General features: G+C 64.7%; 25 protein-coding genes. 11 read left to right on the top strand and 14 right to left on the bottom strand.

Features of this window, described 5'->3' with window-relative positions:
* Genes HUK72_RS15475 through HUK72_RS15465 form a run of 3 tightly spaced genes read right to left on the bottom strand, consistent with a single transcriptional unit; the run spans position 1 to position 4,018 of the window.
* Positions 1-2,139, bottom strand: a complete 2,139-nt coding sequence (locus HUK72_RS15475; protein WP_176597512.1) for an RNA degradosome polyphosphate kinase — start codon at positions 2,137-2,139, stop codon at positions 1-3.
* Positions 2,140-2,165: 26 nt separating this feature from the next.
* The gene (locus HUK72_RS15470; RefSeq protein WP_176597511.1) at positions 2,166-2,792 is read right to left on the bottom strand and encodes a chromosomal replication initiator DnaA; all 627 of its coding nucleotides are present in this window, start codon (positions 2,790-2,792) and stop codon (positions 2,166-2,168) included.
* The gene (locus HUK72_RS15465; RefSeq protein WP_176597882.1) at positions 2,789-4,018 is read right to left on the bottom strand and encodes a heavy-metal-associated domain-containing protein; all 1,230 of its coding nucleotides are present in this window, start codon (positions 4,016-4,018) and stop codon (positions 2,789-2,791) included. Before HUK72_RS15465 ends, HUK72_RS15470 begins: the two co-directional genes overlap by 4 nt.
* 160 nt (positions 4,019-4,178) lie before the next feature.
* On the opposite strand from HUK72_RS15465, the gene purM reads away from it, so the two are divergent.
* The 5 genes from purM (at position 4,179) to nadB (ending at position 9,407) form a co-directional block, all read left to right on the top strand.
* On the top strand, positions 4,179-5,273 hold the full coding sequence (gene purM, locus HUK72_RS15460; RefSeq protein ID WP_176597510.1) for a phosphoribosylformylglycinamidine cyclo-ligase: 1,095 nt from the start codon (positions 4,179-4,181) through the stop codon (positions 5,271-5,273).
* A 112-nt stretch (positions 5,274-5,385) separates the two neighbouring features.
* On the top strand, positions 5,386-6,336 hold the full coding sequence (gene purN, locus HUK72_RS15455) for a phosphoribosylglycinamide formyltransferase (RefSeq protein ID WP_176597509.1): 951 nt from the start codon (positions 5,386-5,388) through the stop codon (positions 6,334-6,336).
* Positions 6,337-6,395: 59 nt separating this feature from the next.
* The gene (locus HUK72_RS15450) at positions 6,396-7,337 is read left to right on the top strand and encodes an ABC transporter ATP-binding protein (RefSeq protein WP_176597508.1); all 942 of its coding nucleotides are present in this window, start codon (positions 6,396-6,398) and stop codon (positions 7,335-7,337) included.
* Positions 7,334-7,783, top strand: a complete 450-nt coding sequence (locus HUK72_RS15445; protein ID WP_336950504.1) for an endonuclease domain-containing protein — start codon at positions 7,334-7,336, stop codon at positions 7,781-7,783. Before HUK72_RS15450 ends, HUK72_RS15445 begins: the two co-directional genes overlap by 4 nt.
* Before the next feature lie 4 nt (positions 7,784-7,787).
* On the top strand, positions 7,788-9,407 hold the full coding sequence (gene nadB, locus HUK72_RS15440; RefSeq protein WP_176597507.1) for an L-aspartate oxidase: 1,620 nt from the start codon (positions 7,788-7,790) through the stop codon (positions 9,405-9,407).
* 116 nt (positions 9,408-9,523) lie between these two features.
* Here the strand turns inward: nadB and HUK72_RS15435 are convergent, their stop codons facing one another.
* Complete coding sequence (locus HUK72_RS15435; protein ID WP_255325742.1) at positions 9,524-10,369, bottom strand: alpha/beta fold hydrolase; 846 nt, start codon at positions 10,367-10,369, stop codon at positions 9,524-9,526.
* A gap of 169 nt (positions 10,370-10,538) precedes the next feature.
* Between HUK72_RS15435 and HUK72_RS15430 the strand changes: the two genes are divergently transcribed.
* Entirely contained in the window at positions 10,539-11,696 is a 1,158-nt protein-coding gene (locus tag HUK72_RS15430) for a serine hydrolase (RefSeq protein ID WP_176597505.1), read from the top strand.
* Positions 11,697-11,814: 118 nt separating this feature from the next.
* Here HUK72_RS15430 and metH read toward each other — a convergent pair whose 3' ends face one another.
* The 4 genes from metH to HUK72_RS15410 form a co-directional block, all read right to left on the bottom strand.
* A complete protein-coding gene (gene metH, locus HUK72_RS15425) occupies positions 11,815-14,415 on the bottom strand; it encodes a methionine synthase (RefSeq protein WP_176597504.1) in 2,601 nt (866 codons plus the stop codon).
* A 116-nt stretch (positions 14,416-14,531) separates the two neighbouring features.
* The gene (locus HUK72_RS15420; RefSeq protein ID WP_176597503.1) at positions 14,532-15,578 is read right to left on the bottom strand and encodes a homocysteine S-methyltransferase family protein; all 1,047 of its coding nucleotides are present in this window, start codon (positions 15,576-15,578) and stop codon (positions 14,532-14,534) included.
* Positions 15,575-16,510 carry a methylenetetrahydrofolate reductase gene (gene metF / locus HUK72_RS15415; protein WP_176597502.1) on the bottom strand — a complete coding sequence of 312 codons (936 nt, stop codon included), beginning with the start codon at positions 16,508-16,510 and terminating at the stop codon, positions 15,575-15,577. Before metF ends, HUK72_RS15420 begins: the two co-directional genes overlap by 4 nt.
* Positions 16,507-17,478 (bottom strand): metalloregulator ArsR/SmtB family transcription factor, encoded by a 972-nt coding sequence (locus HUK72_RS15410; RefSeq protein ID WP_176597501.1) that lies wholly within the window; start codon positions 17,476-17,478, stop codon positions 16,507-16,509. Before HUK72_RS15410 ends, metF begins: the two co-directional genes overlap by 4 nt.
* Before the next feature lie 214 nt (positions 17,479-17,692).
* Between HUK72_RS15410 and HUK72_RS15405 the strand changes: the two genes are divergently transcribed.
* Positions 17,693-17,920: a circumsporozoite protein gene (locus HUK72_RS15405; protein WP_066554878.1), complete on the top strand. Its 228-nt coding sequence runs from the start codon at positions 17,693-17,695 to the stop codon at positions 17,918-17,920.
* Between the two features lie 197 nt (positions 17,921-18,117).
* Here the strand turns inward: HUK72_RS15405 and HUK72_RS15400 are convergent, their stop codons facing one another.
* Positions 18,118-18,540 carry a glycine zipper 2TM domain-containing protein gene (locus HUK72_RS15400; RefSeq protein ID WP_176597500.1) on the bottom strand — a complete coding sequence of 141 codons (423 nt, stop codon included), beginning with the start codon at positions 18,538-18,540 and terminating at the stop codon, positions 18,118-18,120.
* 228 nt (positions 18,541-18,768) lie between these two features.
* On the opposite strand from HUK72_RS15400, the gene HUK72_RS15395 reads away from it, so the two are divergent.
* Positions 18,769-19,752: an esterase-like activity of phytase family protein gene (locus tag HUK72_RS15395; RefSeq protein WP_176597499.1), complete on the top strand. Its 984-nt coding sequence runs from the start codon at positions 18,769-18,771 to the stop codon at positions 19,750-19,752.
* A gap of 242 nt (positions 19,753-19,994) precedes the next feature.
* Here the strand turns inward: HUK72_RS15395 and rpmB are convergent, their stop codons facing one another.
* A complete protein-coding gene (gene rpmB, locus HUK72_RS15390) occupies positions 19,995-20,288 on the bottom strand; it encodes a 50S ribosomal protein L28 (protein WP_007687480.1) in 294 nt (97 codons plus the stop codon).
* A 148-nt stretch (positions 20,289-20,436) separates the two neighbouring features.
* Between rpmB and HUK72_RS15385 the strand changes: the two genes are divergently transcribed.
* The gene (locus HUK72_RS15385; protein ID WP_176597498.1) at positions 20,437-20,658 is read left to right on the top strand and encodes a hypothetical protein; all 222 of its coding nucleotides are present in this window, start codon (positions 20,437-20,439) and stop codon (positions 20,656-20,658) included.
* A 170-nt stretch (positions 20,659-20,828) separates the two neighbouring features.
* Positions 20,829-21,287, top strand: coding sequence for a nucleoside deaminase (locus tag HUK72_RS15380; RefSeq protein ID WP_176597497.1), 459 nt, complete (start codon positions 20,829-20,831; stop codon positions 21,285-21,287).
* On the opposite strand, the gene HUK72_RS15375 is transcribed toward HUK72_RS15380, so the two are convergent.
* Positions 21,249-23,150 (bottom strand): hypothetical protein, encoded by a 1,902-nt coding sequence (locus HUK72_RS15375; RefSeq protein ID WP_176597496.1) that lies wholly within the window; start codon positions 23,148-23,150, stop codon positions 21,249-21,251. The two genes, HUK72_RS15380 and HUK72_RS15375, sit on opposite strands and share 39 nt — an antisense overlap.
* Positions 23,151-23,194: 44 nt before the next feature.
* Here HUK72_RS15375 and HUK72_RS15370 point away from each other — a divergent pair, with 44 nt between their 5' ends.
* On the top strand, positions 23,195-23,611 hold the full coding sequence (locus HUK72_RS15370) for a GtrA family protein (protein WP_176597495.1): 417 nt from the start codon (positions 23,195-23,197) through the stop codon (positions 23,609-23,611).
* Here the strand turns inward: HUK72_RS15370 and HUK72_RS15365 are convergent.
* The 3 genes from HUK72_RS15365 to HUK72_RS15355 form a co-directional block, all read right to left on the bottom strand.
* Positions 23,608-23,901 carry a GIY-YIG nuclease family protein gene (locus HUK72_RS15365; protein WP_087575791.1) on the bottom strand — a complete coding sequence of 98 codons (294 nt, stop codon included), beginning with the start codon at positions 23,899-23,901 and terminating at the stop codon, positions 23,608-23,610. The genes HUK72_RS15370 and HUK72_RS15365 overlap by 4 nt on opposite strands.
* A 125-nt stretch (positions 23,902-24,026) precedes the next feature.
* Positions 24,027-24,827 (bottom strand): LytTR family DNA-binding domain-containing protein, encoded by an 801-nt coding sequence (locus HUK72_RS15360; protein WP_176597494.1) that lies wholly within the window; start codon positions 24,825-24,827, stop codon positions 24,027-24,029.
* Positions 24,824-25,930 carry a sensor histidine kinase gene (locus tag HUK72_RS15355; RefSeq protein ID WP_176597493.1) on the bottom strand — a complete coding sequence of 369 codons (1,107 nt, stop codon included), beginning with the start codon at positions 25,928-25,930 and terminating at the stop codon, positions 24,824-24,826. The genes HUK72_RS15360 and HUK72_RS15355 overlap by 4 nt, the downstream gene beginning before the upstream one ends.
* Positions 25,931-25,933: the final 3 nt, after the last annotated feature.

Below are 25,933 nucleotides of genomic sequence, written 5' to 3'. Positions count from 1 at the left end.
TCAGGCCCGCCCGCGCAGGCGAAGGGTCGGCACCGCCCCGCTGTCCAGCGACGCGCCACGGCCCGACAGCGATGGGTTGGTCATGAAATAGCGGTGCAGGTTGAACGGCCGGTCGGTCGCCTCGACCCGATGATATTGGCCGTCGCAATCCAGTTCCCAGCTCTGCTCGGTGTCGATCAGGTTGGCGACCATCACCTGGTCGAGAATCTGGTCGTGCACGGTCGGATTCTCGACTGGCGCCAGAAACTCGACGCGCCGGTCGAAATTGCGCGGCATCCAGTCGGCCGAACTGATGAACACCTTGGCGCCATTGTTCGGCAGCGCCTTGCCATTGCCGAACACGGTGATGCGGCTATGCTCCAGGAAGCGGCCGACGACCGACTTCACCCGGATATTTTCCGACATGCCCGGCACGCCCGGCCGCAGGCAGCAAATGCCCCGCACGATAAGGTCGATCTGCACGCCCGCATTGCTCGCCGCATAAAGCTTTTCCATGATCGCCGGGTCCACCAGCGAATTCATCTTCGCCCAGATGGTTCCCGGCCGTCCGGCCCGGACATGCTCGATCTCCGCATCGATCAGCTCGCACAGGCGGTTACGCAGGTCGCGGGGCGACATCACCAGCTTTTCCAGCCGCTGCGGTTCGACATAGCCGGTGATGTAGTTGAACAGCGCCGCCGCATCGCGGCTATAAGCCGGGTCAGCGGTGAAGAAGCTCAAATCAGTGTAGATACGCGCCGTCACAGGATGATAATTGCCCGTGCCGAAATGGCAGTAGCTGCGGAACTGTCCGCCTTCGCGCCGGACGATCATCGACACCTTGGCATGGGTCTTCCAGTCGATGAAGCCATAGACCACCTGTACGCCCGCGCGTTCCAGCGCGTCGGCCCACATCAGATTCTGCTCCTCATCGAAGCGGGCCTTGAGTTCCACCACGGCGGTCACCGACTTGCCCGCCTCCGCCGCGTCGATCAGGGCGCGGATGATCGCGGACTGCTTGCCCGCGCGGTAGAGCGTCTGCTTGATCGCCACCACATCCGGGTCGCTGGCCGCCTGCTTCAGAAAGGACACCACCACGTCGAACGCTTCATAGGGGTGGTGGACGACGATGTCCTTCGCCCGGATCGCGGCGAAGCAATCCCCGCCATATTCGCGGATGCGCTCCGGGAAACGGGGGGCATAGGGTTCGAATTTCAGGTCGGGCCGGTCCTCATCCACCACGCCGGAAAGGTCACCGATGCCGACGAAACCCTCGACCTCCGCGATGATCGCCTCATGGCCCTGGAGCATGTCCTGCAACATCTCCTCGACCGGTTCGGGGATGCGCTCCTCTATCTCCATGCGGATCACGCGGCCCCGGCGGCGGCGCTTGATGGCGCTGCGGAAATAGCGGACCAGATCCTCCGCCTCTTCCTCAATCTCGATGTCGCTGTCGCGGATGATGCGGAACACGCCGCTGTTGCGCACCCGGTATCCGGGGAAGAGATCGGCCGAGAAGCGCCGGATCACCGCCTCCAGCGCCATGTAGCGCGCCGTTTCGCCCGGCATCCGCACGAAGCGGGCGAGCGAGGAAGGGATCATCACCAGCTCGCGAATCGGCTCCTTGTCCGACAGCCGCTCCAGGTCGAAGACGATCGACAGCCCCTGATTGGGAATGAAGGGAAAGGGATGCGCGGGATCGAGCGCCTGCGGCGTCAGGATCGGGAAGACCTGGCCGAGAAAATGCTCGCGCAGCCATTGTTCGCAAGATGGGTCGAGAGCGCTCGACGGGCCGATGACTTCGATCCCCACCTTCCCCAGTTCGTCGTGCAGCGCGCCCCATACCTTCTGCTGCGCCCCCATCAGCCGCGCCGTCTCCTCGGTGATGGCGGCAAGCTGCTGCGCCGGGGTCAGCCCGTCGGCGGAGCGCATGTCGACATCCTGCAACTGCTGCCCCTTGAGGCCCGCGACGCGCACGGAGAAGAACTCGTCCAGATTGGCGCCCGAAATCGACAGGAAGCGCAGCCGCTCCAGCAAGGGATGCGCCCGGTTCATCGCCTCCTCCAGCACGCGCTGGTTGAACGCCAGCCAGGACAGCTCCCGGTTGAAATAGCGGTCGCTGGGCAGGGTCAGGCTGGCGGAGGGGTCAGCTTCGGCCACATGTCTCTCATTGTTGAACCGGAGGATCAGTCCGGGACTATAGGCAAAAATCCCGCATCTTGCAGGACATCTTTCGCCATAGCGGTAGAAATCTTACGTCCCGATGACAAAGCCGCCTCGTCCAGCAGGCGCGTCACGGCGGCAATGGCGGCATAGCTCCGCTCGATCCGCCGCAGCAGCCAGTCGGGCAGGTCGGCGGCATATTGGGCCCCGGCAACGACCAGCGACCGCTCGATCAGCGCGCGAGCGAGCGCCTCGTCCGGCTCCTCCAGCGCGACATGCGGCGCGGCCGCAAGGCGGGACCGCAGGTCGGGCAGCGTCACCGGCCATCGCTCCGGCGGGATGTCACCGATCAGCAATAGCGGCCGCCCTTCCGTTTGCGCCTCGTTCCAGGCGTTGAACAGCGTCCGGTCGTCCTGCCCCTGCGCGTCGTCGATCGCCGCACCGCCGCTCATCGCGACGAAATGGCGGCCCAGCGTCGAACGGCCCGACAGGGACGGCCCGCTCAGCACGCTGATCGCCAGCGGCCAGTTGCGCCAGTTTTCCAGATGGCGGACGGCGATGCGGTTGGCGTCGCTGACCAGGAATTCGTCACCGCCCCCCTGGGAGCCTGCGTGAATGGGCCGGTCGAACGGCAGGCTGATCTGTCTCATTGGGCCGGGGCGGCTCCCGTCGCCCCGCCCCGGCGGATGCGCAGCGTATTGCCGGACACCGCCACGCCATATCCCTTCGCCGCCAGCGCGGCGCGGAGCGTGTCGACCGTGCCGTCGAAGCTCACCTGCATGACCGACGTGCCGCCCAGCGCCAGGCTGCTGGTCGCGGCAGAGCGCACCCCTGCGATGGAACGCACCGCCGCCTCGCCCTGCGCCACCGACCCGACATCGGGGGTGTCGAACTGGATCGAGAAGCTCCCGGAAGTGACCGCGGGCGTCGGCGCATCCAGCGTCTCCACCGGCAGATCGGCGGCGTTTTCGATGGCCAGAGCGTCGGGATCGACCGGTTCCTCGATGATCAGCGAGGGGTCGGGCCGCAGACGGCCGTCATTCAGCGCCTGGGTGTAAAGCTGGTCGATCCGCTGCGTCGCCTGGTCCAGCATCTGCGGGATCGCGCTGTCATTGGACGCGCGCAGGGCAAAGCTGCCGATCAGGAAATTGTCCGGGCCATAACGCGCCGTGAAAGTGCCGATCACGGGGCCGCCGGGATATTGGCGTTCCAGCCGGGCGATGGGGATCACCACGTCCGCCGCGCCATATTGGTCGAGCAGCACCCGCCACCACAGCCGTCCGCGCCGCCCGATCTGCCCGGCATTCAGCAGGATGGGATCGGCAATCGAGCCCGCCACGCGCACATAGTCGATGGCGCTGTCTCCGGTGCGGAACCGCGCCCACGCCTTCTGCCATTCATTGATCCGCTCATAGGACACGGCCGATCCGCCGTCCCACAACACCGGAATCACCAGCAACGGCGGCGAATGCACGACATTGGCGCCGGTGACGCCCAGCACCTGCCCGGTCCGCGCCCGGTCGAACATCACGCCCAGCGTCGCGACATAGCGGTTCGGCCCGGCCTGTTCATATTCGATCTCGATGCCCGAAATCATGCCTTCAAGCTGCGAATCGGACAGGCCCGGCGCGCCGGTTCCGCCATGGGTGCGCGTCCACAGCATCTGCCAGGCCCGCCGCTGCGCCAGCCGCCACCCCGCCTGACGGGCGCTGGCCGCATCCTTGGCGAAGACGTCGACCTTCACATGGCTCACCTGGAAATCGCCGCCGCTGGCGATGGGCGGGACGCCGCGCTCCCCCTCCATCTGCGCGAACAAGGCCGCGGCGGCGAGGCCGAGCGCGATGGCGCCCAAAATCTGGAGCGGTCGCGACAGCATCCGTACTTGGACGCGAATCAGGTTCAGAGGCCGAAAAGACAGGCCGCGAAGGACAATAGGCAGGCTCACGCGCGTCCTTTTGGCGGGATTTGCTTGCCCTGCCAAGCGCCAACCCATTTCCCGTTCCGTTTTCCTTCCTATTGATCTAGGAGCCACGGCCATGAGCGACACCGAATCCTACAGCTACGCCAAGGCTGGCGTCGACATCGCCGCGGGCAATGCGCTGGTCCGCGCCATCGCCCCGCTTGCCAAGGCCACCCGCCGCCCCGGCGCCGATGCGGAACTGGGGGGCTTTGGCGGTTTCTTCGACCTGAAGGCGGCGGGCTATGACGACCCGCTGCTGGTCGCGGCCAATGACGGCGTCGGCACCAAGCTGAAGCTCGCCATCGACCACAACGCCCATGACGGCGTGGGCATCGACCTGGTCGCCATGTGCGCCAACGACCTGATCGTACAGGGCGCCGAGCCACTTTTCTTCCTCGACTATTACGCCACCGGCAAGCTGGAGAGCGGCGTTGCCGAGCGCGTCATCGCGGGCATCGCGGAAGGCTGCAAGCAAGCCGGCTGCGCGCTGATCGGCGGCGAAACCGCCGAAATGCCGGGCATGTACGCAGCGGGCGACTATGACCTTGCCGGTTTCTGCGTCGGCGCGGTGGAGCGCAGCAAGGCGCTGACCGGTAACAAGGTGAAGGCGGGCGACGTGCTGCTGGGCCTCACCTCCTCGGGCGTGCATTCGAACGGTTTCTCGCTGGTCCGCCGCCTCGCCGCCGACAAGGGCTGGAAGCTCGATCGTCCGGCGATCTTCGACAATGAGGTGCTGCTGATCGACGCGCTGATGGCGCCGACGCGCATCTATGTGAAATCGCTGCTGCCGCTGGTGCGCGGCGGCAAGATCAATGCGCTGGCCCACATAACCGGCGGCGGCCTGCTGGAGAATATCCCGCGCGTGCTGCCCGAAGGCTGCCATGCGGTGGTCGACGCCGATGGATGGGAGCAGCCCCGGCTGATGGCCTTCCTCCAGGCGCAGGGGAATATCGAGCCGGAGGAGATGGCGCGCACCTTCAACTGCGGCGTCGGCATGGTGCTGGCGGTCGACGCGGATGCGGCGGACGCGGTGGCGGCCGAACTGGAAGCGGCGGGCGAAACCGTCGTCCGCGTCGGCGTCGTGGAAAGCGGGGAGAAGGGCTGCACGGTCAAGGGCTCGCAGGAAACGTGGAGCGCCAAGGCCGACTGGACTGCGACGCATCTGGGATAAATCTCATAGTTCCCCTCCCGCTTGCGGGAGGGGTTAGGGGAGGGCATGTCACCGGGTCGGCCTAACAGGCCCTCCCCCGACCCCTCCCGCAAGCGGGAGGGGAGTTCTCCTTATGCCAAAAGCAAAGGTCGGCGTTCTGATTTCCGGGCGCGGCTCGAACATGGCGGCGTTGCTCTACGCCGCCAAGCATCCGTCCTGCCCCTATGAGCTGGTGCTGGTCGCCGCCAACGACCCCGAAGCGCCGGGCCTGACCCTCGCCGCCGCCGAGGGCATCGCGACCTTCGCGCACAGCCACAAGGGCCTGAAGCGCGCCGAGTTCGACGCCATCATCGACGCGCAGCTTCGCAAGGCGGGCGCCGAATATGTCGCGCTGGCGGGCTATATGCGCCTGCTCTCGCCGGAGTTCGTCGCGGGCTGGGAAGATCGGATGCTCAACATCCACCCCAGCCTGCTGCCCAAATATAAGGGGCTCGACACCCACCAAAAGGCTCTGGACGCGGGCGATAGCCATGCAGGCTGCTCGGTCCATGTCGTCACCGCCGAGCTGGACGACGGCCCGGTGCTGGGCCAGACCGAGGTCGCGATCCTGCCCGGCGACACCGCCGACAGCCTGGCCGCGCGCATATTGATGGCGGAGCATCAGCTCTATTCCCGCACGCTTGCCGATTTCGTCACCCGCGAGCGCCAGCCGGAATGGCTGCTGAACAAGGTCCGCGAGCGCGCCCTCGCCTTGCCGCAGGCAAATGAAGTGACGTCCCACGGCATGCCCTGCTTCGGCATCGAAAAGGGCAAGAAATTCGCCTATTTCACCCAGGATCATCATGGCGACGGCATCGTCGCCGTGCTGGTCAAGACGACCGCGCCGGAAGAACAGGCGATGCTGATCGAAAGCGATCCCGCCCGCTATTACCGCCCCGCTTATTTCGGGGACGGCTGGGTCGGAATCCGCGTCGATCTGGGCGATACGGACTGGGACCAGATCAGCGAGCGGCTGGAACGCAGTTGGAGGGAGGTGGCGCCGAGGAAGCTCACAACCCTGATAGACGCTGCGGACGAGTTTTGAAGCTGCATCGCCTTTACAGGTGCTTTAATTTTCCGCTGTTCCCCACCAAATAGGCAGCCATGACCGACACCGCCCCCTCCCCCACCCCGCAAGCCGCCATCGAGATCACCAATCTCACCAAGGTTTATAAGGGCGGCAAGAAAGCGCTCGACAATATCAACCTCTCAATCCCGCGCGGCCAGATTTACGGGCTGCTTGGTCCCAACGGCGCGGGCAAGTCGACGACGATCAACATCCTCGCGGGGCTGGTGAACAAGACCAGCGGCAGCGCGAAAATCTGGGGCTTCGACATCGACCAGAACCCCCGCAACGCCAAGAACAGCATCGGCATCGTGCCGCAGGAGATCGTCTTCGATCCCTTCTTCACCCCGTTCGAGACGCTGGAGAATCAGGCGGGCTATTATGGCGTGCCCAAGGACCGCCGCCGCTCGATGGAATTGCTGCGCGCCGTGCATCTGGAGGATAAGGCCAACGCCTATGCCCGGACCCTGTCGGGCGGCATGAAGCGCCGGCTGCTGGTGGCGAAGGCGATGGTGCACAGCCCGCCGATCCTGGTGCTGGACGAACCGACCGCCGGGGTCGACGTACAGCTTCGCCAGCAGCTCTGGGCCTATGTGCGGGAGTTGAACCGGCAGGGCGTGACCATCGTTCTCACCACGCACTATCTCGAAGAAGCCGAGGAGCTGTGCGACCGCATCGGCATCATCAACCATGGCAAGGTCATCACCGACAAGCCGACCCGCGAGCTGATCGCCATGGCGCAGGAGAAGGTCGTGCAGGTAACGGTCGACCGCGATGTGGTGACGCCCCCCGCCGATCCCAGCTTCGAAAAGATCGAACTGTCGGACGAGCGCACGCTGACGATTACCTATATGAAGAACCGCGCCAATGCGGGCCAAGTGCTGAGCGCCGTGCAGGCGAGCGGGCTGGCGATAGTCGATGTGGTGACGCGCGATCCTGATCTGGAGGACGTGTTCCTCAACCTGACAGCGGCGGCGTGAGGGAAGCGGACACTTCTCCCCCTCCCGCAAGCGGGAGGGGGCCGGGGGGTGGGCTGGCGCGACCTTTCAGAAGCAGAAACACGGCCAGGGCCAAGTCCCTCCGCAACGAATCTTCCCCACCGGAACGGCTCCTCTGGCAGCGCCTCCGCAATCGCCAGCTCAACGGCCATAAATTCAGCCGCCAGATGCCGCTCGGTCCCTATTTCGCGGATTTCCTCTGCCGCGACGCCAAGCTCATCATCGAACTCGACGGCACCAGTCATGACAACAGCGCTGAATATGATGCGAAGCGTGACGCTTATTGCCGCCAACAGGGCTTTACCGTCTTGCGCTTTCAGAATGCCGACGTGATAGGGAATCTTGAAGGCGTGCTGTCGCGCATTGCGGCCATGCTGGCGCAATTGCCCACCCCCAACCCCTCCCGCCTGCGGGAGGGGAGCGAGTAAGTCCATGCCCACCACCACCTATGACGTCGTCATCATCGGCTCCGGCGCGGCGGGGCTGACAGCCGCCATCAACCTCGCGCAGGATCGCAAGGTCGTGGTGCTGGCCAAGGGCGCGCTTGATGGCGGCTCCACCAATTGGGCGCAGGGCGGCATTGCCGCCGTACTCGACGCAGGTGACAGTTTCGAGGCGCATATCGAGGACACGATGGTCGCGGGCGGCGGCCTCAACGATCGCAGCACCGTCGAATTCGTCGTCTCCGAAGCCCCCGCCGCCATCGAGCGGCTCGCGGAACTGGGCGTGCCCTTCAATCCCAATGAAGAGGGGGGCGGCGAGGAATTCGGAGAGCGCTGGCACCTGACCCGCGAGGGCGGGCACAGCCACCGCCGCATCGTCCATGTCGACGACGCCACCGGCCATGCCGTCCAGGTCGCTCTCCTCAAGGCCGCCCGCGCCAATCCGAACATCACGCTGCTGGAAGACATGGTCGCGCTCGACCTCATCACCAGCCGCCATGGCGAGAAATATTCGGGCGATGGCCATGTCTGGGGCGTCTACGCCTTCAACAAGCGGACCGATCATGTCGACGCCATATTGGGCCGGGCGACCATCCTCTGCACCGGCGGCGCGGGGCGCACCTATCTCTTCTCGACCGCGCCCAGGGGAGCGACCGGCGACGGCATCGCCATGGCCTGGCGCGCGGGCTGCCGCGTCTCCAACATGGAGATGAACCAGTTCCACCCGACCTGCCTCTACAATCTGGAGGTCAAGAATTTCCTCGTCACCGAAGCCGTTCGCGGCGAAGGCGGGCATTTGAAGCTCCCCCCCGGCGTGCCCGGCGGCGGCGAGCGCTTCATGCCCCGCTTCGACGAACGGGCCGAACTCGCCCCCCGCGACGTGGTGGCCCGCGCCATCGACCATGAGATCAAGCGCCTTGGCCTCGACTATGTCCATCTCGACATCAGCCACAAGCCGCCGGAATTCGTGCGCACCCATTTCCCGACCATCTATGCGCGGCTGCTGGACCTGGACATCGACATCACCAAGGAACCGATCCCCGTCGTCCCGGCGCAACATTATACCTGCGGCGGGGTGGTGATCGATCTCGACGGCCGCACCGACCTGCCCGGCCTTTATGCCGCTGGCGAAGTCACGGAAAGCGGCCTGCACGGCGCCAACCGCCTCGCCTCCAACTCCCTGCTCGAATGCTTCGTCTTCGGGGAAGCGGCCGCCCGGCACATCCGCGCCCATTGGGACGAGCTGCCCGCGCCGCCGCCGATCCGCCCCTGGGACGAAAGCCGCGTCACCGATTCGGACGAAGAGGTCATCGTCCAGCATAATTGGAAGGAAATCCGCCGCTTCATGTGGGATTATGTCGGCATCGTCCGCACCACCAAGCGGCTGGAGCGGGCCCAGCACCGCATCGACCTGCTGGCCAAGGAAGTGGACGAATATTACGGCAATTTCCGCGTGACGCCGGACCTGATCGAATTGCGCAACCTGCTGGAAGTCGCGCGCCTCGTCGTCCGATCCGCCCTGCATCGCAAGGAAAGCCGAGGCCTGCACTATACGCTCGACTATCCCGACATGCTGCCGCAAGCCGTCGACACGGTGCTGGCCCCCTGACGCAAAAAAGCTGGCGCAGCGGTCCATGGCGCTGCGCCATAAGAGGGAGGGAGTGACGCGAAGACACGCGTCGCATTGCTTTTACATCCGCTACGCCGCCCGGCCTTTGATCGGCGTCAAACCGTCTTCAGAAAATCGCCCAGCACCGCATTGAAGCGCGCCGGCTGGTCCGCCATCACCACATGGCCGCTGGGGCCGATGGGCACCAGCCGGACGCCGCGCTTGGCGGCATAGGCGGCGCGGAAGGTGCGGCCGATCTCGCCCGCCTGCGCCGCGTCGCCGCCCACGGCATAGACCACCTCCATCGGCGCGGTCAGCCGCGACAGTTGCGGCCCCAGGTCGACATTGGCGAGATCGCGCAGCGCATTGGCGATGACGTCCGGATCGCTGCCCCGCGCACCCGGCATTTCCGCCAGCATCTGCGCCAGATAGGCGCGTCCCGCCTTGGTCCCGGTGAAATATTGCCCCAGTTGATCGGCCAGGAAGCCCATGCCCTGCGCCGTGCCGCCAACCATCGCCGCCCCTTCGGGCAGCATGTCGACCACCATCAGCCGCCCGGCCAGCCCCTTCAAACCCAGCATCATCGCCAGCGTGCCGCCCATGCTGTGGCCGATGATCGCAGGCCGATCCAACCCCGCCGCCGCGATATAGCGGGCGATCTCATCCGCCAGCGGCTGGACCAGCGGCCCGCTGGCGTTGGCGTCCGCGGCAAGACCCGCAAAGCCCCGCACATGCACCAGATGCCAGCGATAGCCGGGCAGCGCGCCGACCACCCCGTTCCACAGTCCCGGCCCGCTCGCCAGCCCCGCGATCAACACGACGTCGCGCCCGGCCCCGCGCGTTGTCACCGCGATCCGGCGGGAGGCGAAGGGCGCCGCCCAGGCTTCCGGCGCCAGCACGCCGCCCGCCAGCAGGGCGGCGGCGCCCTGCATCATGGCCCGCATCATAGTTCGTCTGTTCATCGCTCGCGTCATGCGCGCCTTCTTGCAGCCCATCGCCTGAACCTCAACTGAGTTAAGGCGCGCCCCGTTCAGCCTCCTTACATCGCATTTGTGGAATCGTTCGTCGCATGATTCTTGTCACCCGGCGCGGGTCTGAACCCTAATGCGAAAGGAGAGTGCGGGGATTTTGATGACCATTTCGAAGGGAGGGCGCGGCAAGCGCCCAAATGGCGGCGGCAATAGCGGCTCGGTTCGTCTTGTCCTGTTGATGGCGGCGCTTTCGGCCTGCGTCAGCGCGCCGCAACAACCCTATGCGGCGGTTCAGCAGCGGCCGCAGCCGACCACGGCGACCTTCCCGATCAAGCCGGTGGCCAATCCGCCCAAATCCTTCGAAACGCTGAATGTCGACCAGCGGGAGACGCCGCCCCCCGCGCTGGTCAGCGTGGTCCGCAATCTCGGCCAAAGCTTCAACGGCAAGGTCGGCATCGCCGTGCGCCGCGTCGGCAGCGACTGGACCGTCGCCTGGAACGGCAACCTGCTCTTCCCGCAGCAGAGCGTGTCGAAGCTCTGGGTGTCGATGGCCTTCCTCGACGCGGTCGACCGGGGCAAGATCCGCCTCAGCGACAGCACGACGATCACGAAGAAGGACCTGACCCTCTTCCACCAGCCCACCGCCGCGCTGGTCGGCAATGCGGGATGGACCACCACCTATTCCGACCTGATGCGCCGCGCCATGACGCAGAGCGACAATACCGCCAACGATACGCTGCTGCGCGCCGTCGGCGGGCCGGATGCGGTGCGGAGTTATCTGGCGCGACGGTACATCAAGGATATCCGCTTCGGTCCGGGCGAGCGGCTGCTGCAATCGACGACGGCAGGACTGGACTGGCGCCAGGATTATTCGATCGGCCGCAATTTCTACGCCGCCCGCGCCAAGCTGCCCCTGTCGGTGCGGCAGAAGGCGCTGGACAATTATCTCGCCAGCCCGCCGGACGGCGCAGCGCCCTCCTCGATCGTGCAGGCGCTGGCGAAGCTCAAGCAGAACGACATGCTCTCCCCCGCCTCTTCGCAACTGCTGATGTCGATCATGAGCGAGGCGAAAACCGGGCCGCAGCGGATCAAGGGCGGCGTGCCGGCGGGGTGGCATTATCTGCACAAGACCGGCACCGGGCAGGAACTGGGCGCGCGGTCGACCGGGTTCAACGACATCGGCATCATGACCGCGCCCGACGGCACCAGCTATGCCGTCGCGGTGATGATCGGCAGCACGACCGAACCGATCCCGACGCGCTGGCAATTGATGCAGGCCGTGGCGAAGGCGGTCGCGGCCAACCACGAGGCGCGGTGATTAGCTAACCACCGTGCTCCTGCGAAGGCAGGAGCCCAGTCCTAACGTTGCCATGACAATCAAACGACAGAACTGGGTTCCTGCCTCCGCAGGAACACGCTGTTCATAAGGTCGGGCGTTAGTCCAAATTCGGCCGCAACCACCGCTCGGCCGTCTCCAAGTCGACCCCGCGCCGCTGGGCATAATCCTCCAACTGGTCCCGCCCGACCCGCGCCACGCCGAAATATTCGGCCTGCGGGTGCCCGAAATAAAAGCCGCTGACCGCCGCCGTCGGCAGCATCGCAAAACTCTCCGTCAGCGTGATTCCGGTCGCATGATGGGCATCGAGCATGTCGAACAGCAGCGGCTTCAAACTATGCTCCGGACAGGCCGGATAGCCCGGCGCCGGCCGGATGCCGCGATATTGCTCCTTGATCAGCGCCTCATTGGTGAGCTGCTCGCCCTCGGCATAACCCCAGAGCGCCGTCCGCACATAATGGTGCAGCCGCTCGGCAAAGGCTTCCGCCAGACGATCCGCCAACGCCTTCAGCAAAATATCCGAATAGTCATCGATGGCGTTCTTGAAACGCGCCAGATGCGGCTCAATGCCATGGATCGACACGGCGAAACCGCCCATCCAGTCGCCATCATGGCTGATGAAGTCGGCCAGGCACATATTGGCCCGCCCTTCCCGCTTGGCGATCTGCTGACGCAGCATCGGCAAGGTCACATGCTTCTCATCCTCGACATGGACGATGATGTCGTCACCCTCCCGGCGGCAGGGCCACAGACCACACACGCCGCGCGCGGTCAGCCATTTCTCGTTGACGATGCGGTCGAGCATCGCCTGCGCATCGCTGAACAGGCTGGTCGCGCTCTCGCCCACCACCTCATCCTGCAAGATCGCCGGATAATTGCCCGCCAATTCCCAAGCGCGGAAGAAGGGCGTCCAGTCGATATAGTTGCGCAGGTCCTTCAAATCCCAGTCCGGGAAGCGATGGACGCCGGGCAGGCGCGGCTTGCCGGGCTTCAGGCTCTCGTCAATCTCGAAGGCATTGTCGCGGGCTTCCTCGATGGACAGCAGCTTGCTCTGCCCCTTGCCCTCGCGCGCCTTGCGGACATGCTCATAATCATCCTTCGTCTTGGCGACGAAATCGGCCTTCTGCGTCTCCGACACCAGAGCTGTCGCCACGCCGACGGCGCGGCTGGCGTCCAGCACATGCACCACCGGCCCCTTGAACGCCGGATCGATGCGCAGCGCCGTATGCACCTTAGAGGTCGTCGCGCCGCCGATCAGCAGCGGCATGGTCATGTCGGCGCGCTGCATCTCGACCGCCACCGTCACCATCTCGTCCAGCGAGGGGGTGATGAGGCCCGAAAGCCCGATCATGTCGGCATCATGATCGTTCGCGGCCTTGATGATGTCCTGCCAGGGCACCATCACGCCCATGTCGATCACCTCGAAGCCGTTGCACTGGAGCACGACGCCGACGATATTCTTGCCGATGTCGTGGACGTCGCCCTTGACCGTCGCCATTATGATCTTGCCCTTGCCCTTGGCGCCCGGCTCCTTCGAGGCCTCGATGAAGGGCAGCAGATGCGCCACCGCCTTCTTCATGACACGGGCGGATTTCACCACCTGCGGCAGGAACATCTTACCCGCGCCGAACAGGTCGCCCACGACATTCATGCCGTCCATCAGCGGGCCTTCGATCACCTCGATGGGTTTGGCGGCGGCGAGGCGGGCTTCCTCCGTATCCTCGACCACATACATGTCGATGCCCTTGACCAGCGCATGCTCCAGCCGCTTGGCGACCGGCCAGCCGCGCCATTCCTGCGCCGCCTTTTCCGACGCCGCATCCTTGCCCTTGAAGCTCTCGGCCAGCGCGACGAGGCGATCCCCGGCTTCGGGATCGCTGTTCAGCAGCACATCCTCGCACGCCTTGCGCAGCGCCGGGTCGATGGCGTCATAGACGTCGAGCTGCCCCGCATTGACGATGGCCATGTCCAGCCCCGCCGGGATGGCGTGGTAGAGGAAGACCGAATGCATCGCCCGCCGCACCGGCTCATTGCCGCGGAAGGAGAAGCTGAAGTTCGACAGCCCGCCCGAAATATGGACATGCGGGCAGCGCGCCTTGATCTCGCGGCAGGCCTCGATGAAGTCGACGCCGTAATTGTTGTGCTCCTCGATCCCCGTGGCGACAGCGAAGATATTGGGGTCGAAGATGATATCCTCCGGCGGGAAGCCGATGGTCATCAGCAGCTTGTAGGCGCGTTCGCAAATCTCGACCTTGCGCTCCTTCGTGTCCGCCTGACCGGTCTCGTCGAAGGCCATGACGACCACTGCCGCGCCATAAGCCATGCAGAGCCGGGCGTGATGCAGGAAGGCTTCTTCGCCTTCTTTCATGCTGATCGAGTTCACGACGGGCTTGCCGCTGACGCATTTCAGCCCCGCCTCGATCACCTCCCATTTGGAGCTGTCGATCATCACCGGCACGCGGCTGATGTCCGGCTCGGAGGTCATGAGCTTGAGGAAGGTCGTCATCGCCTCCACGGCGTCGAGCAGGCCTTCGTCCATGTTGACGTCGACGATCTGCGCGCCGTTCTCCACCTGATCGCGGGCGATGTCGATGGCCGCGGCATAGTCGCCCGCCATGATCAGCTTCTTGAACTTGGCCGAACCGGTGACGTTGGTGCGCTCACCGATATTGACGAAAGTGGCGGTGGAGGTCTTGGTCATTTCAATTCTCACTCCCCTCCCGCACGCGGGAGGGGTTGGGGGTGGGCTTTATTGGAGCAGCGCCTGGACCGGCCCACCCCCTGCCCCCCTCCCGCCTGCGGGGAGAGGGAATAATCTTACGCCGCGATGTGCATGGGCTCCAGCCCCGCCAAGCGCGTCACCACCGGCAGCTCCGGCACCTGGCGCGGCTTGTGCCCGGCCAGCGCCTTCGCCACCGCGCCGATATGCGCGGGCGTGGTGCCGCAGCAGCCGCCGACCATATTCACCAGCCCCTCATCCACCCACTGGCGGATCAGCGAAGCCGTGGTCTCGGGCAGCTCATCATATTGCCCCAGCTCATTGGGCAGCCCCGCATTGGGATAGGCCAGAATCAGCGTATCGGCATTCTTCGCCAGTTCGCTGAGATAAGGCCGCAGCAAATCCGCCCCGAACGCGCAGTTCACCCCGATGGTCAGCGGCTTCAGATGCCGCAGCGAATACCAGAAGGCGTTGATCGTATGCCCGGACAGGTTGCGCCCCGACATGTCGGTGATGGTGAAGCTCAGCATCAGCGGCACAGGCCGCCCCGCCGCCGCCTCGGCCTCCCGCGCCGCCATGCCTGCCGCCTTGGCATTCAACGTGTCGAAGCAGGTCTCGACCAGCAGGAAATCCACCCCGCCCTCGATCAGCGCATCGCATTGCTCGCGATAGTCGGCCTTGAGCGTATCGTAATCGACCTCGCGATAGGCCGGGTCGTTCACATCAGGCGAGATCGACAGCGTCTTGTTCGTCGGCCCGATCGACCCCGCCACGAAGCGCGGCCGTCCATCCTTCGCGCTCGCCGCCTCGCAGGCCTTGCGGGCGATCCGGGCAGCGGCGATGTTGATCTCCCGCACCAGATGCTCGCAGCCATAGTCCGCCATGGCGATCTTCGTGGAGGAGAAGGTGTTCGTCTCGATCATGTCCGCCCCGGCGTCGAGATAGGCGGTGTGGATGCCTTCGACGATGTCCGGTCGCGTCAGGCAGAGCAGGTCATTATTCCCCTTCTGATCCTTCGCCAAATCGAGCGACCCGCGATAATCCGCCTCGCTCAGCCCATGTTTCTGGATCGACGTGCCGTAGCCGCCGTCGAAGATCATGATCTTTTCCGCCGCAACGGCGCGAAAACGTGCTTCGGCGGTCATGCCGTCTTCTCCAATGTGGCGGGCCTTAAGCCCAGCAGATGGCAAATCGCATAGCTCAGTTCCGCCCGGTTGAGCGTATAGAAATGAAAGTCGCGCACCCCGCCTGCATAGAGCTTGCGGCACAGCTCCGCCGCCAGCGTCGCGGACACGAGCTGCCGCGCGGCGGGCAGGTCGTCCAACCCCTCGAACAGCTTGCCCATCCAGCCCGGCACATCGGTGTTGCACATGGCCGACATACGCTGGACCGCCGCGAAATTGCTGACCGGCATGATGCCGGGGATGATCTCTGCATCGATCCCCGCCGCCGCCACCGTATCCCGGAAGCGGAAGAAGGTGTCCGGCTCGAAGAAAAATTGCGTGATCGCCCGCGTCGCGCCCGCATCCAGCTTGCGCTTCAAATTGTCGATGTCGCTCTGCGCGCTCAAGGCATCAGGATGGGTTTCCGGATAAGCCGCCACCGAAATCTCGAACGGATGGCGCTTCACCAGCCCCTCGACCAGCTCCGCCGCGCCCTTGTAACCGTCCGGATGCGGCTCGAACTTCGCGCCTGCTTCGGGCGGATCGCCGCGCAGGGCGACGATATGCCGCACGCCCGCTTCCCAATAGGCGTCGATCACCTCGTCAATCTCACCCTTGCTCGCCGCCACGCAGGTCAGGTGCGCCGCCGCCGACAGGGGCGTCTCCTTCGCGATCCGCGCCACCGTGTTATGCGTCCGCTCCCGCGTCGACCCACCTGCGCCGTAAGTCACCGACACGAATTTCGGCGCCAGCGGCGTGAGCGTCTGGATCGCGGACCAGAGCTGCTCCTCCATCTTCTCCGTCTTGGGCGGGAAGAATTCGAAGCTCACATTAATGTCTCCCGTCAGATCGGCATAGAGCGGCGCTTGCCAAGCCCGCGTGGCCTCTTCGACGGAGGGAAAGCTCAAGGTCATGCGGAAAGTCGTCCTTCGATTGGCAGCACGCGCGCACCCCGGCGCCGTCCCAGCCATAATTGCACCGTCAGTTCCTGGCCGGGCAGCACCTCCACCCGCTCCAGTTCCAGGCCCGCATCCGCGAACCAGCTTTCGATCTGCCCGTCGGAAAAGCCCAGACGCGCATGCTGATCGCGCAGCCGCAGCTCTTCCCGTTCATGCGCCGCGAAATCCGCGATCAACACCCGGCCGCCCGCGCTCGTCACCCGCGCCGCCTCGGCAATCACCGCCTCGGGCGCCTGCGCATAATGCAGCACCTGATGCAGCACCACCGTGTCGACGCTGCCCGGCTCCAGCGGCAGCGCGCCGAAATCGCCCAGCACCAGCGCATATTTGTCGCCCGCATCGTGCGGCAGCTTGGCCCGCGCCAGCCGCAACATGTCGGGGCTGCGGTCCAGCGCCGTCACCTGGTCCGCCGACGGGCCGAACAGTTCGATCATGCGCCCAGTGCCGGTGCCGATGTCGAGCAGATGCCCGATCGGCTCTCGCCCCAACAGCACCGTCATCGCCGCCTCCACATCGCCCTCAGGCACGTGGAGCGATCGGATCGCGTCCCATAGCTCGGCATGTTCGGCAAAATAGCTTTCCGCCGCCTGCGCCCGGTCGGCCCGCACGGCCGCCAGCCGGGCCAGATCGGCCTTCTGCCACAAATCCTCGCTCTCCGACGGCACAAGCTGGTCGAACAGGGTCAGGAAAGGCGCGATTTCAGCCTCTTTGCCCAGCCGCAGAAAAACCCAATTGCCTTCCTTGCGCCGCTCGACCAGACCGGCTTCGGCCAGGATACGGACATGGCGCGACACGCGCGGCTGGCTTTGACCGACGACCTGCGCGATCTCGCCCACCGCCAGTTCCATGGCGCGCAGCAGATAGATGATGCGCAGCCGCGTCGGGTCGCCCAATGCCCGGAAAATGTCGATCGCTGCGCTCATGACAGGATCATATAAAGAAATCTTTATATGCGTCAATGGCCGTTCGGAACAGGCCCTTCAATCCCCTTACAGCCCCGATTCACGGGCTTAACGCATGATTGGGATTGCCATGAGTCGCCGGATTCATTACGAATCGCGGCGCAGACGCAATGGGGGGTGAACTTTTCTCCGAGAGTGGTCTGCACCGTTTTTATTCTCAGAGAGGGGTTAACCCATGACCAAGTCGATTGCTCTTTCGCTCGTTCTCGCCGCGTCGCTCGGCCTGGCCGCCTGCTCGGGCGGTGCGGAAAATGCCGCCAACGCTTCGGCCAACGCTGCCGAGAACGCTTCGAATGCTGCCGACAACGCCATGAATGCCGCGCTGAACGCTGCCGACAACGCTTCGAACGCCGCTTCGAACGCTGCCAACGTTGCGGGCAACGCTGCCGCGAACGCGATGTAATTCCCCCTTAAGGGAATTGTCTGGAAGGGGCCGCGCCGGAAACGGGGCGGCCTTTTTCTTTGCCTGGGCCAAGAGCGGTCCCGCCTAAGCCGAGGGTGTTCCTGCGAAGGCAGGAACATGAGACGCCTTGCGAGACGGCAAAAGAAAAGGGCCGCCCCAGCGGAGCGGCCCTCTTCCGTTCATCCTTCAGCGATGGATCAGCAATCGCGGTCGATCGCCCGGCCGGCCAGCGCACCCACACCCGCGCCGATGATGGCGCCTGTCGTGCCGTCGCCGCGACGGCCATAGCGGCCGCTGCCCTTGCCGACTTCATTGCCCAGCAGGCCGCCGGCGATTGCGCCTATGATGGTCCCGCCGGTGCCGCTGTCCCGGCAGCGATAGCCGCCGCGATACCCGCGATAGCCACGATAATCGTTGCGATAATAACGGTCGCCCCGATAATAATCGCCGCCACGATAGCCGCGGTCGCCGCGATAGCCCCGGTCGCCGCGATAATAATCGCCACGTTCATAATGGCGGCCCCAACCGTCGCGGGCCATGGCCGGCGTTGCGGTGGCGGCCAGAGAGGCAGCGCCCATCGCCAGCGCCGCCCCCAGATTGATCAGAAACTTCGTCTTCATGGCGTTGCTCCTCAATTTGCCATCGATCCAGGCAGGTCTTCCAAGGGAGGACTCGCCGTCGATTGAGGCCCTTTTGCCCGATTCGCATTGAGCCAAGCCTGAATGGCGATGTCAGCCATCGTTCAGCATTGGAGCGACCGATGACCATCTTATCGCGCTTTTCCACAGCCGACGCCAGAGCCGCGAAAAGCCCTGCACATCGCCCCATAATCCCCTATGGCAAGGGCGATGCGCCGAATCCTGATCGTCCTGCTGCTCGCGATCCTGCTGCTCCCCGCGCCGCATAAGAACAAGCCCAAACCCTTCGGCGCCGGCCCGCTGCTGGTCAGGGCGCGCGCCTTGCCCCTGAATGCCGCCGATCCCGCGCAGCGCGACCTGGGGCGCCTCCATTATCTGGGTGGCTGGCAGCTCGACAGTACCCATCATGGCTTCGGCGGCATCTCCTCGCTGCTGGCCGACGCGGACGGCCAGATATTGGCGCTCAGCGATTCCGGCACGCTGATGGGCTTTCACATCGGCCCCGGCAAAGCGGATCGGCGCCCGTTCATCGCACCCCTGCCCATCCGCCCGCAGGATCGCGACCGGCCCTGGTGGGCCTGGGATTCGGAGGCCATGGCCCGCGATCCGGCAAGCCAGCGCTATTGGGTGGGCTTCGAACTGCAACAGATGATCTGCCGCTACTCCCCCGGCTTCGCCCGCGTCGAAGCCTGCCGCACCTGGCCGGAGATAGAGGCCTGGCCCGAAACCGGATCGATCGAATCGCTGGCGCGGCTGCCCGATGGCCGCTTCCTCGTCCTGGCGGAGATGGGCATGACCGCCGATGGCAGTCACGACACGCTGCTGTTCGCGAACGACCCCGCCGAAGCGTCGACGGCCGCGCCGATGCATCTGCGCTACGTGCCGCCGCGCGGCTATCGGCCGACCGACGCAGTCGCGCTCGACGAGCGGCATATATTGGTGCTCAACCGGCGGCTGACCTTGCAGGAGCTGTTCACGGCGACGCTGGCGATCGTCGAACTGCCGGAAAAGCCCCGCTCCGGCGCCCGGTTGAAGGCGCGCGCGCTGGCCCGGCTGGCGCCGCCGCTGCTGGCCGACAATTTCGAAGGGCTGGCGGTGACGCGGGAAGGCGGCCGCCGCATCGTCTGGATCGCCTCAGACGACAATCACGAATTCTTCCAGCGCACCCTGCTGCTGAAATTCGCGCTGGATTGATGGGAATAGGTCGACATGAAGGGGTGAGCGGACAACCATTAGGTTGAAGCGCAATGTGCTCCTGCAAAGGCAGGAGTCCAGTTCAGACGCTGCGATATCCACAAACGGCAGGACTGGGTTCCTGCCTGCGCAGGAACACGGCGCGCTTAATGGCAACCAACGGCCAAAACCAGTCACCCCGACCAACGCAAAAAAGCGGCCTGTCGCCAGGCCGCTCTTTCAAGCGAACGAATCGAACCGAATCAGGCCGCGACGGCGGCCTTCTTCTTCGCGATGTCGCGCTTCAGGCGGCGCGCCTTCAGCGACAGCTTGTCATCGCTGGTCTTCAGCAGCCAGTTGTCCAGGCCGCCATTATGCTCGACCGAACGCAGACCATGGGTCGACACGCGCAGCTTCACGGTCGTTTCCAGCGCTTCGGAGATCAGCGACACGTTCTGCAGGTTGGGCAGGAACACACGCTTGGTCTTGTTATTGGCGTGGGAAACATTGTGACCCACCTGGCGGCCCTTGCCGGTCAGCTCGCAAATGCGCGACATAGTCAATCAACCTTGTAATTCGGGTTCGTTCGGAAAGCGGCGCCGATAACGGGATTCCCGACGCACGTCAACCCGCCGAGAGCCTTTCCGGGCCGCAACCCTTTCCGACTCATGAGCGTTGACGCCCCATAAGCCATAGGAGGCCGAAATGCGATTCATTGGTGGCTTGTTGCTGATTTTGCTGCTGGTTCTGGCCGGCGGCATCGCCACCGGCTTCATCGACCTGCAAAAAACGCAGGAAGGACGCCTGCCGGAAATCGCGGTGAAGGGCGGTTCCTTGCCCAAATATGAGGCGAGCGTGGCCAAGGTCGAGGTCGGCAAGCGCAAGGAAACGGTCGAGGTGCCGACGGTGGACGTCAAGAAGCCCTGAGACGACCAACCCATGTACAGCGTGTTCCTGCGAAGGCAGGAACCCAGTTCTGGCCTTTGGACTGGGTTCTGACGAGCCACTTGTCTCGCTCGAATGCCTTCGCAGGAACACATGCTTTCTCCGAAACCAGCCCCTCCCCCCAGGCGCCATCATCCTGTAAGGGCAAGGCCATGTCCTCGCCCTTCCCCCTGCCCGATCCGATGCGGCGCGCGCTCGATCTCGCCCGCGCCGCCGCCGAAGCAGGCGAAGTCCCCATCGGCGCGGTCGTCACCCTCGACGGCCGGATCATCGGTGAAGGCGAGAATCGCAACCGCCGCGACAATGATCCCACCGCCCATGCCGAAATGGTCGCGATCCGCGCCGCCGCCGCGCATCTGGGCGATTTTCGGCTGACCGGCTGCGATCTCTGGGTCACGCTGGAGCCTTGCGCCATGTGCGCCGGGGCGATCTCCCACGCCCGCATCGCCCGCCTCTATTATGCCGCCGCCGATCCCAAGGGCGGCGCGATCGAGCAGGGACCGCGCCTCTTCACCCAGCCGCAATGCCTGCATCGGCCGGAGGTCTATGGCGACCTGGCCGAAGCCGAAGCCTCAACGCTGCTCAGGGACTTTTTCCTCGCCCGGCGGTGAATAATCGATGCGGTAGAGGCTGTAGGGCAGCGTCATTCCCGTCTTCAGCGTGACCGGCTTCAGCCAGCCCGGCACCTCGCCCCGCATCAGCCCGGCGTAAAAGCCCCTGGGGCTGCGCGACTGGTAGATGGTGCCCTCGGGAAAGCCGGGACAGACCAGCAGATAGGTTGCGTGATGCTTCGCCGCGATCGGCCGGAACGCCTCCGCCGGACCGTCATAGGCGTGGTGCATGTCCAGGATCGTCGCGCCGTTGCGGTGATAAGGCCCCGCCACCGCGCTATGATGCGTGGCGACGATCAGGCGCGGCCCCAGATCGACCATGGTGAAGATGGTGGCCGGGGGCAATTGGTTCAGCACCTCCAGCGCAGGAAGCGTGCGGCAGCGGCCATTGGCCTTGTCTATGGCCTTCCTGCGCGCCTGCACCGCCGGCTTTTGCGGCTTGGGCTTCTCGCCCGTGGTCCCGACCCAGAACTGGTTGATCTGCGGATAGAGCGGCGTCGCGAAGGCCGCCACGGCCAGCAGCGCCGCGCCCAGCCCAGCGGCCAGTCGCACCGCCGGCCTGCCCGTTCCGATCAGGCACAGCACACGATAGGCGGCCCAGGCGGCCGGCGGTATGGCCAGCAACTGCGCCGCGGGGCCTGCGCGCAACTGCCAGAAGAGCAAGGCGGTCGAAAAGAGCATCATCAGCCCCACCGTGGCCCAGGCCCAAAGCCGGTCCCCGTCCCGCCGCGAATCCCACAGCGCCCAGATCAGGCCGAAAAGGCCCGCGACCGGAATCGCCATCAACGGCACGACCAGGCTGCGCGCCTGCACGGTGATCGGCTTGGCTTCGCGGATATTGGCGAGCCACAGCCGCTCCAGTTCCGGCGAGATCTGATAGGCGCCGGACAGGCATTGCGGCCAGTTCAGCCAGGCAAAGGCTGCCACCGCCGCGCCGACCACCATCCCCGCCCCAAGCCGCGCAGGCCAGCTTTTGAGCGGCAGCAGCGCCAGCAGCGCCATCCCCGCCGAAACCGCCGCGAAGATCGCGACCCAGATGGGCGAGATCGCGTCGCACACCATCTGCCGATTGGCGTAGCTGGCGAACAGCACGAACAGCAGCGACGTCGCGCCGCCAAGGCTGATGGCGTAGGGCAGCATCCGCCGCGCCGCACCCTCCTTGAACACCCAGCGCAGCGCGATCAGCGCGCCCCCCGCCGCCAGATAGACGATCATCTCCATGCCGATGGCGATGGACAGCGCGCTGCTCACCCCCGCGACGATGCCGCCGCGCAGCCAGTTGCGGTCGATCAGCCCCGCCAGCATCAGCACGGTGAAGGCCAGTTGCCAGCCATGATGGTCGATCCGCATCGGCAGGAACATGGATATGCCCATTTGCGCGGCGAAGGGCGCCAGCGCCGCCAGAAACCAGCTATTCCCCCCGGCCAGCCGCCGCGCGATGAAACCCAGCCCCAGCATCAGCGGCAAAAGCGGCAGCATTGGCGCGATCCCGCAGGCCAGCCGGTCGGCCAGCCCTTGATCGAGAAAGGCGCGGAAGAACAGCATCAGCCCCGCCAGCGGCAGGTCCACCAACCGCGACCAGTGGATATTGAACCCGGCGGGCGGATCGAGCCGATATTGCCGCAGATCGTACCAGCCCTGGCCCGCCAGCCAGTCCTTCACCTGCAAATAGCGGATATTGTCGTCGGTATCGCTCAGCGTCAGCCAGTGAATCTGCGGCCAGCGCGTGGCGATCATATAAGCCATGGCGCCGATCCACAGCAGCATGGTCAGCCACTTCCAGTTCCGCTCCGCATGCAGGGAGAATTTCGCCGCCAGAGGGACGATACGGGCGCGCAGGACAGGCCGGCTTTGCAGTTTCATGGTGGCTCGATTAGAGGCTTCGCATCAAAGCGCAACGGGTCGACATGAAAATCCTCCAAATCCTCACAGCGGAAAAGCAGGCGCTATTCTGGCAGATCGTCCGCTACGGCCTGACCGGCCTGTTCGTGACGGCGTGTCAGGCGGCGATCTACTGGACGCTGGCCGCGCCCGCCGGGCTGCATCCGCAGATCGCCAACGGCATCGGCTATCTGGCGGCGGTGGCGATCGGCTATGTCACGCACAGCAGCTTCACCTTCCGCGGCCATGGCAGCCGCGACAACCAGGCGGCGCGCGGAGTGCGCTTCGTCGCCGTGTCATTGATCAGCTATGCCCTCAACGCGCTCTGGGTGTGGCTGTGCGTCACCCATATGCGCTGGCCGGAATGGTCGCCCATCCCGGCCATGCTCTTCGTGACGCCGGCCGTGATGTTCGGCCTCAACCGGCAATGGGTGTTTCGTTAGGCGGCGACAGTCTCGAACAGGTCGCACCAATCGGGGTTGCGTTCTTCGATGACGCGCAACTTCCACTCACGCTTCCATTTCTTCATGCGAAGCTCACGAAGGCGGGCTTCCTGAAGATCGTCATGGGCTTCGTACCAGACGAGGAAACGACAGCCATATTCGGCGCTGAACTCGCCACCGAAGCCGTTGCGATGCTGCCAGACGCGTTGAATGAGATCGCTGGTCACACCCAGATAGAGTGTGCCATTGCGGCCGCTTGCCATGATGTACACGTAGCCGGGCTTGCTCATGCCCCAATCTCTAGCGTGTTCCTGCGAAGGCAGGAACCCAGTTCTGCCTTCGCCTCATTCACGCAACGTCTGAACTGGGCTCCTGCCTTCGCAGGAGCACGTTGCTTGCCAATCTCAACGTCAAATCAATGCACGAAGCGCGCCACCACGTCGCGATAGGAACGGCTGACCTTCACCTGCGCGCCCGATTCCAGCACCAGGAAGCATTCGCCATTGGTATGTGGCTTCACCTGCCGCACCTGGCTGAGGTTCACGATGGTCGAGCGGTGCACCCGCTGGAAATTGCGCGGGTCGAGCCGCTTTTCCAGATCCTTCATCGTCTCGCGCAGGATCAGCGAATTGTCGGCGGTGTAGATGCACATATAGTCGCCTGCCGCGTCGATCCGCTCGATCGAATCCACATCCACGCGGAAAATCTGCCCGCGATCCTTGATGTTGATGAGCTTTTCGAACCGGTTGGCGGCGGGCGCGTCGCCATCGCCCGAAAAATCGTTCATCGCCTCCGGCGCGACCTCCGCCAGCACCTCGCGCAGCTTTTCCGCTTCCTGCACCTGGCGTTTTTCCGAAAGCCGCTGGCGCACCCGGTCGAGCGCATCGGCAAGCCGCCCTTCCTCCACCGGCTTCATCAGATAGTCGACCGCCTGCGCCTCGAAGGCGCGGATCGCATGGTCGCTATAGGCGGTGCAGAAGATGAAAAGCGGCGGTTCGACCTCCATCAGCCCCTGCACCACGGAAAAGCCATCGAAACCGGGCATCTGGATGTCGAGGAACACAAGGTCGGGCTTATGCGTCTTGATGGCGCGGATCGCTTCGCGGCCGTTGGAACAGGTTTCTACGATTTCGACATCCTCATGCGCTTCCAGACGCAGCTTGAGGCCTTGGATAGCCAGGCTTTCGTCGTCGACGAGGATTGTTCTGATGGTCATGCGGCCACTCTCGATGGTTCATCCAAATTAAGCGGCATTTCGATCAGGACCGAAAAGCCGCCAGGCGTGGAACGCGTTTCGAAGCTCTGTCGTTCCCCGAAGGCCTGAATCAGCCTGTCGCGGATGTTCGCCAGGCCAACGCCCGTTCCTTCGCTGACCAGATTGTTCGGGCGGGTGAACCCCTCATTCAATCCCGGCCCCGTATCGGATACGATGATCCGGACGTTTTCGCCGGCAGGCTGCGCCGTGACGGAGATTTCCGCGCCCTCTTCCTTGGGCGTGACCGCATATTTGATGGCGTTTTCGACCAAGGGCTGGAGCAGCAACGACGGCAAGCGCGACTGGGAAACGGCCGGATCGATGTTGAAGACAGGTCGCAAACGGTCCTCGAACCGCATCTTCTCGATCTCCAGATAAAGCTTCAACGTCTCGATCTCCTGCTCGATCGTCACCTGCGCGGTCGGTTCGTTGATCAGGGTATAGCGCAAAAAGGACGACAGGCGGGAAAGCATCGCATTGGCCCGGTCGGTCTGCTTCAGCAGCACCAGGGTCGAGATGGAATTGAGCGTATTGAACAGGAAATGCGGATTGAGCTGATAGCGCAGCATGGCGAGCTGCGCGCTCGACGCCTGATTTTCGAGGCGCAGCAACTGGTCCGCCTGCTCCTCCACCGTCAGATAGAAGTTGATCGCATAATAAAGCGCCGACCACGCCCCCAGCAACGTCATGCTAAGGTAGAAGGCGCCCAGGAACAGTTGCAGCCCCGCCGTGTCGCTGCCCCGGTTCTGCGTCGAGAACACCCAGGCGTCGATGAACGCCACCAGCCCGGCCGCGACCACCACCGTGACGATGGACGCCCCCCAGGTGATGATCGGCCGCTGCCGCTGGAGGAAACGGAAGACCACCGCGATCAGCAGCGTCACCGAATAGCCCGACACGGTCGAGATCATCACCGGAATCAGGCTGGAGAGCGGCTGCCCATTGGCGATGGTCGAGGAACCGCGCAGCAGGAAGGCGCCCGCCCATCCCACCGACTGGAGGTTCCAGAAAGCGCGGTTCTTGTCCGCGAAAAAGGGCTGGGGCTGGAAGCGATGCACTGACATTGC

This window comes from Sphingobium sp. 15-1, from assembly GCF_013375535.1.
GTDB lineage: Bacteria > Pseudomonadota > Alphaproteobacteria > Sphingomonadales > Sphingomonadaceae > Sphingobium > Sphingobium aromaticivastans.
This window is presented reverse-complemented; position numbering and strand designations above follow the sequence as displayed.

What these genes read in the sequence shown, in the direction of transcription:
- HUK72_RS15435 (WP_255325742.1), bottom strand. Translation starts at nt 10,369, where the DNA reads ATGAACAGACGAACTATGATGCGGGCCATGATGCAGGGCGCCGCCGCC.
- rpmB (WP_007687480.1), bottom strand. Translation starts at nt 20,288, where the DNA reads ATGTCGCGCATTTGCGAGCTGACCGGCAAGGGCCGCCAGGTGGGTCAC.
- HUK72_RS15370 (WP_176597495.1), top strand. Translation starts at nt 23,195, where the DNA reads ATGAAAATCCTCCAAATCCTCACAGCGGAAAAGCAGGCGCTATTCTGG.
- HUK72_RS15385 (WP_176597498.1), top strand. Translation starts at nt 20,437, where the DNA reads ATGCGATTCATTGGTGGCTTGTTGCTGATTTTGCTGCTGGTTCTGGCC.
- metH (WP_176597504.1), bottom strand. Translation starts at nt 14,415, where the DNA reads ATGACCAAGACCTCCACCGCCACTTTCGTCAATATCGGTGAGCGCACC.
- HUK72_RS15470 (WP_176597511.1), bottom strand. Translation starts at nt 2,792, where the DNA reads ATGAGACAGATCAGCCTGCCGTTCGACCGGCCCATTCACGCAGGCTCC.
- HUK72_RS15375 (WP_176597496.1), bottom strand. Translation starts at nt 23,150, where the DNA reads ATGAAACTGCAAAGCCGGCCTGTCCTGCGCGCCCGTATCGTCCCTCTG.
- HUK72_RS15405 (WP_066554878.1), top strand. Translation starts at nt 17,693, where the DNA reads ATGACCAAGTCGATTGCTCTTTCGCTCGTTCTCGCCGCGTCGCTCGGC.
- HUK72_RS15400 (WP_176597500.1), bottom strand. Translation starts at nt 18,540, where the DNA reads ATGAAGACGAAGTTTCTGATCAATCTGGGGGCGGCGCTGGCGATGGGC.
- purN (WP_176597509.1), top strand. Translation starts at nt 5,386, where the DNA reads ATGCCAAAAGCAAAGGTCGGCGTTCTGATTTCCGGGCGCGGCTCGAAC.
- HUK72_RS15360 (WP_176597494.1), bottom strand. Translation starts at nt 24,827, where the DNA reads ATGACCATCAGAACAATCCTCGTCGACGACGAAAGCCTGGCTATCCAA.
- HUK72_RS15410 (WP_176597501.1), bottom strand. Translation starts at nt 17,478, where the DNA reads ATGAGCGCAGCGATCGACATTTTCCGGGCATTGGGCGACCCGACGCGG.
- HUK72_RS15365 (WP_087575791.1), bottom strand. Translation starts at nt 23,901, where the DNA reads ATGAGCAAGCCCGGCTACGTGTACATCATGGCAAGCGGCCGCAATGGC.
- HUK72_RS15465 (WP_176597882.1), bottom strand. Translation starts at nt 4,018, where the DNA reads ATGCTGTCGCGACCGCTCCAGATTTTGGGCGCCATCGCGCTCGGCCTC.
- HUK72_RS15380 (WP_176597497.1), top strand. Translation starts at nt 20,829, where the DNA reads ATGTCCTCGCCCTTCCCCCTGCCCGATCCGATGCGGCGCGCGCTCGAT.
- HUK72_RS15450 (WP_176597508.1), top strand. Translation starts at nt 6,396, where the DNA reads ATGACCGACACCGCCCCCTCCCCCACCCCGCAAGCCGCCATCGAGATC.
- purM (WP_176597510.1), top strand. Translation starts at nt 4,179, where the DNA reads ATGAGCGACACCGAATCCTACAGCTACGCCAAGGCTGGCGTCGACATC.
- HUK72_RS15420 (WP_176597503.1), bottom strand. Translation starts at nt 15,578, where the DNA reads ATGACCGCCGAAGCACGTTTTCGCGCCGTTGCGGCGGAAAAGATCATG.
- nadB (WP_176597507.1), top strand. Translation starts at nt 7,788, where the DNA reads ATGCCCACCACCACCTATGACGTCGTCATCATCGGCTCCGGCGCGGCG.
- HUK72_RS15355 (WP_176597493.1), bottom strand. Translation starts at nt 25,930, where the DNA reads ATGTCAGTGCATCGCTTCCAGCCCCAGCCCTTTTTCGCGGACAAGAAC.
- metF (WP_176597502.1), bottom strand. Translation starts at nt 16,510, where the DNA reads ATGACCTTGAGCTTTCCCTCCGTCGAAGAGGCCACGCGGGCTTGGCAA.
- HUK72_RS15430 (WP_176597505.1), top strand. Translation starts at nt 10,539, where the DNA reads ATGACCATTTCGAAGGGAGGGCGCGGCAAGCGCCCAAATGGCGGCGGC.
- HUK72_RS15395 (WP_176597499.1), top strand. Translation starts at nt 18,769, where the DNA reads ATGCGCCGAATCCTGATCGTCCTGCTGCTCGCGATCCTGCTGCTCCCC.